4 protein-coding genes are annotated in these 4867 nt (G+C 74.7%); 3 read left to right on the top strand and 1 reads right to left on the bottom strand.

Annotated elements, in window-relative coordinates; all coding sequences use genetic code 11:
* The 3 genes from ACQRUO_RS38625 to ACQRUO_RS38615 all read left to right on the top strand — a co-directional run.
* Positions 1-1063, top strand: a 1063-nt coding sequence (locus ACQRUO_RS38625; RefSeq protein WP_428320862.1) for an SUKH-4 family immunity protein, incomplete at its 5' end; no start/stop codon positions are given.
* Between the two features lie 177 nt (positions 1064-1240).
* On the top strand, positions 1241-2716 hold the full coding sequence (locus ACQRUO_RS38620; protein WP_428320861.1) for a hypothetical protein: 1476 nt from the start codon (positions 1241-1243) through the stop codon (positions 2714-2716).
* 146 nt (positions 2717-2862) lie between these two features.
* A complete protein-coding gene (locus ACQRUO_RS38615; protein WP_428320860.1) occupies positions 2863-3219 on the top strand; it encodes a hypothetical protein in 357 nt (118 codons plus the stop codon).
* Between the two features lie 161 nt (positions 3220-3380).
* Here the strand turns inward: ACQRUO_RS38615 and ACQRUO_RS38610 are convergent, their stop codons facing one another.
* Positions 3381-4673, bottom strand: coding sequence for a nucleotide sugar dehydrogenase (locus ACQRUO_RS38610; RefSeq protein ID WP_428320859.1), 1293 nt, complete (start codon positions 4671-4673; stop codon positions 3381-3383).
* Between the last annotated feature and the right edge of the window lie 194 nt (positions 4674-4867).

Genomic DNA, 4867 nt, shown 5'->3' with positions numbered 1-4867 from the left:
CCCGGTGCCGCCGCCGGCCGGTGCGGGCGTGCCCGGGGCCGCGGCTCCGGTGCCCGGGCTGCCGCCGCAGGGGGCGCCGGTGCCGCCCGGCGTGCCGACGGTGGGCCCCGGCTACCTGGCCGTGCTCAGCTACCGGGCGCCGGACGGCTCCGAGCAGAAGGTGATGCAGCGCAGCGAGCCGGGCACCCCGCACCCGGAGTGGAAGATCCTGCAGGAGCTGCGCCGGCTCAACGTGCCCGCCGAGCAGGTGCTGGAGCTGCACACCGAGCTGGAGTCCTGCGACCTGCCCGGCGGCTACTGCTCCCGGCTGATCGCCTCCTCCTGGCCGAACGTGCGGGTCACCCACACGGCCGCCTACGGGCGCGACCAGCAGGCCCGGCAGGCCGGCATGTCGCACCTGCTGAACCACCTGGACGAGCTGCACCAGCTGGCCGCCGGCCCGCGCCGCCCGCGCCCGGTTCGGGCCCCGCTGCCCGTGCCCGGCACGGTGCCGCCGCGTCCGCCGGTGCCGCCGCAGCAGCTCGCCGCCGAGCTGGCGCAGTCCTTCGGCCAGGCCGTCTTCCGCTACGAGCAGCGCGCGGTGTCCCGGGCCGGGGTGCCGGAGGTGGTGGCGCAGACCCTGGTCTGGGCCGGGCTGCCGACCAACTTCGGTCCGTTCTTCTGGGCGCACGCCCCGGAGAACCGGCCGATCCCGACGCTGGCCGAGCTGGCCGCCGAGCGCGGTCGCCCGGCCGGGCCGGACGCGGGCGGCTACCTGGTGCTGGGCAACGACTACGGCCGCCAGCTCTGTGTGCAGTACGGCACAGCCGCGGTGGTCGCCGTGGACCTGGACGGAACCGGAGAGCCCCCGCGGTTCGTCAACAGCAGTGTGCCGGAGTTCGTCCGGTCGCTCGCCCTGCTCGGTCGGATGTGGCCGCTGCGCTACGGCCTGACCCCGGATCAGGCCGGGCGCTGGACCGTCGACTTCCAGGCCGAGCTGGCCGCGATCGACCCGGCTGCCCTCCAGGCGCCCGACACCTGGTGGGCGGTCCTCCTGGAGCAGTTCTGGGACGGCCTGCTCTAGCCGCGGTGCGGCTGGGGCCGGGGCGGCACCGTCCGGTGCGGCCCCGGCCGGCGGTGTCGTTCCCTTGGGCTTTCCGAACGATCTGCGCAAAATAGGTCAAGAGGACCACCGGACCAAGCAGATGATCAAGCCCAGCGGCACCGCGCCCAGCCGGCACTGAGGGGAAGAGAGCAGCAGATGAGCGACGCGATCCCGTCGTACGGCTTCACCGCTGCCCGGAAGGGCTACGCGCCCGAACAGGTCGACCGCGCACTGACCGCGTTGACCGCGCAGCGGGACCACGCCTGGCACCGGTTGAGCGTGCTCGGCGCCCAGATCCGCGAACTGGAGGCGGCGCTGGCCGCCGCCCGCCAGGCCGCCGAGGACGCGCCCGAGCCGGACTACGGACAGCTCAGCGAGCAGGCCGGCGACCTGATGCTGATCGCCGAGAACGAGGCCCGGCAGATCCGCGAGAAGGCCGAGCGGTTCGCCGAGGACACCCGCGACGAGACCTACCAGGTGGGCCAGCAGCGGCAGACCGACGCCACCGAGTACGCCGACGCCACCCGCACCGAGGCCGACGCCGCCGCCCGCCGCACCGACGAGCGCAGCCGGGCCGAGGCCGAGAAGCTGCGCGGCGAGGCCGACCGGGACGCCCGGGCCACCCGCGACAGCGCCACCGCCGACGCGGCCCGGGTCCGGGTCACGGCGGCCGAGGCCGGCGAGCGCGCCGAGGCCAAGCTGGCCGAGCTGCGCCGCGAGGCCGACGAGCGGTTCGCCGCCGAGGAGGCCGCGGCGGTCGCCGAGGACGCCAAGATCTCGCAGGCCGCCGAGCGCCGCCTCAAGGAGGCCGAGCAGCACCGGGAGAGCACGCTCGCCCTGATCAAGCAGATCGACGCCGAGGCCCAGGCCAAGGCCGACCAGCTGGTCGAGGCGGCCCGTCGGGAGGCCGAGCGGGTCAACGCGGACAGCACCGCCGAGCGCACGGCGTTCGACGAGCGGCTGGCCACGGTGCAGACCCACCTGGACCACATCAAGGGCACGCTCGCCTCGCTCACCGGCAAGGCGGTCGGCATGATCGAGCCGGAGCAGGCGGCGGCGGCCGCGGCGGCTGCGGCGGCCACGGCTCCCGCTCCCGCGGACTCGGAGGCGGAGACCGGCGAGCTGCCGCTGCCCAAGGACGCCAAGCCGGCGGCGGGCAAGCCCGCGGCGGACGCCAAGCCGGTGGACGTGAAGCCGGCAGAGGCCAAGCCCGCGGTGGACGCGAAGCCGGTCGACGCCAAGCCGGCGGAGGCCAAGCAGGCCCCGGCGCCCAAGGCCGCACCGCCGGTCTCGACGGACGCGCCCACCACGGTGCTGCGCCTGCCCCTCGAGCCGCCGCAGCCCCCGGCCGCCCCGGCCAAGCCCCCGGTCGACCCCCGCACCGCCCTGCGCGCCGCCGGTGCCGGCCAGCCCCCGATCCCGCCCCGCCCGGCCACCCCGCCCCCGGGCGCCCCGGCCGCGGCGTCCGACCCGGCGGCCGAGACGGCCCTGCTGCCGAAGTTCCCCCCGACCGCGGAGCCCGCCCCCGAGCCCGAGGACGAGACCCGGGTGATCCCGAAGATCGTGATCGTCGACGACGGCGCCCCGCTGGACTCCCTCCCGAACACGGTGCACCGCCGCCGCAGCAGCTGAGCGGCCGGCGCTGCGGACGCCGAAGGCCGGCCCCGGGACGGGGGCCGGCCTTCGGCGTCGTGGTCACACGATGGGATGAGGACGGTCGACTTCGTCACCCGGGCTGCCGGGCTCGGTTACGGTGGGGGCGCCACTTGGAGGACGCCATGAGTACTGCTTCGAATGCCGATCCGGACGAGCCGGTCATCGCGATGCCGAGCATGACCTTCCCAGCGCTGCGCCAGGCGGTGGCGACCCTGTGTCCCGCCAGACTGCCGGAGCTGTTCAAGGACATGCAGCAGGCGTTCACCTGGGCGAAGGAGCAGGAGAGCCTTACTCCGATCCGCGTCTTCCATCTGAAGTGGGGGCAGGTGATCGCGATCGAGCGGATCCCCTCCCGCTCGGCGCGCTTCCACGCTTGCGAGCGACGGATGGCCGCTGCCGGAACCCGGGAGGAGCTGAAGGCCGCTGCGATCGAGATCAACGTGATCCTCGACGAGGCCCAGCAGGACTTCAAGGCGTGAGCGACTGGACCTGGGAGTACCTGCCGTACTCCGGCTACGTCGTCGGTGGGCTGTCCCCGGATGTGTTGCCCAGATGGCGGCCGTGGCCTGCGAGCTGGCCGTGTGGTCAACTCGATGCTCTATTGAGTGTCCAGTCCCTGGCCTGACCACCGGACGCGCGCCTACAGCACCTCCACCGTCGCCGCCGTGCCCAGTCGGCGGCGGCAGTCCAGGACGTACCTCGCGTGGGCGCGGATCCGGTCGTAGTCGAAGTCGTCGTGGTCGGCGAGCAGGACCACGGCGTCCGCCGCCGCCAGTTCCGCCTCGGTGGCGGTCACCCGGGTGACCTGGGAGAGCGGGCCGCGCTGGCCCGGGATCGCCGGGTCGCCGACGTGGACGCCGGCCACCACGTGGGGGTCGGCGGCGCGGACCTCGGCGCCCATCCGGGTCAGCAGGTCGGCGACGCGGGCGGCGGGGGTCTCCCGGGCGTCGCCGGTGTTCTTCTTGTAGGCGAGGCCGAGCAGCAGGATGCGCGAGCCGTTGACCGGGCGGCGGCGGGCGTTGAGGCCCTCGGCGAGCCGGCGGACCACGTAGTCGGGCATGTGGCTGTTGACGTCGTTGGCCAGCTCGACGAAGCGGAAGGAGTGGCCGAGGGCCCGCTCGACCCGCCAGGAGAGGTAGCTGGGGTCGATCGGCAGGCAGTGGCCGCCCACGCCGGGGCCGGGGTTGAAGCGCAGGAAGCCGAACGGCTTGGTGGCGGCGGCGTCGATCGCCTCCCAGACGTCGATGCCGAGGTCGTGGGCGAACATCGCGAGCTCGTTGACCAGGGCGATGTTGACGTGCCGGAAGGTGTTCTCCAGCAGCTTGGTCAGCTCGGCCTCCTTGCAGGAGGAGACCGGCACGGTGCGGTCGACCAGCTGCCGGTAGAAGCCGTCGACCGCCTGCAGCGAGTCCGCGTTCAGGCCGGAGACCACCTTGGGGGTGTTCTCCAGGTGCCAGTCGGGGTTGCCCGGGTCGATCCGCTCGGGGCTGTAGCCGAGCCGGAAGTCGAGGCCGGCGCTGAGTCCGGAGCCCTTCTCCAGCAGCGGGGCGAGCAGCTCCTCGGTGGTGCCCGGGTAGGTGGTGGACTCCAGGACCACGGTGGCGCCGGGGCGCAGGTGGCCGGCGAGCAGCTCGGCGGAGGACTCGATGTAGGAGAGGTCGGGTGCGCCGTCGCGCAGCGGGGTGGGGACGGTGATCACCGCGAGGTCGAAGCCGGCGACCGCGGCCGGGTCGGCCGAGGGCCGGTAGGCGCCGCTCGCCAGCAGCGGCCGCAGCCGCGCGTCCGGGATGTCCTCCACGTAGGACTCGCCCCGGGCCAGCCGCTCGATCCGCCGCCGGTCGACGTCGTAGCCGGTCACCCGGTGGCCGACCTCGGCCGCCCGCACCGCGAGCGGCAGTCCGACGTAGCCCTGACCGGCGATGACGACGCGCATGACGAGCGGAACCCCCTGGGCAGGCCGAAGTGACGGTCTGCACAGCCGTCGGGACCCAGGGTAGTCGGCGCGGGGCGGGCGGGCCGGGAGCGACACGGCCGGGTCAGGACCCGTGGCGCCCTCGCGGAGGGCGCCACGACTCCCCCCAACCCGGGGGGGGCCCCCCCCCCCAGGCTCCCAAGCCGTACACCCCC

It is taken from the genome of Kitasatospora sp. LaBMicrA B282 (assembly GCF_050325825.1).
Lineage (GTDB): Bacteria > Actinomycetota > Actinomycetes > Streptomycetales > Streptomycetaceae > Kitasatospora.
Note: the sequence above shows the minus strand (reverse complement) of the source record. Positions and strands in the feature narration are given on the sequence as shown.

Coding starts and splice junctions, on each gene's coding strand:
- ACQRUO_RS38620 (WP_428320861.1), top strand. CDS start 1,241: ATGAGCGACGCGATCCCGTCGTACGGCTTCACCGCTGCCCGGAAGGGC.
- ACQRUO_RS38615 (WP_428320860.1), top strand. CDS start 2,863: ATGAGTACTGCTTCGAATGCCGATCCGGACGAGCCGGTCATCGCGATG.
- ACQRUO_RS38610 (WP_428320859.1), bottom strand. CDS start 4,673: ATGCGCGTCGTCATCGCCGGTCAGGGCTACGTCGGACTGCCGCTCGCG.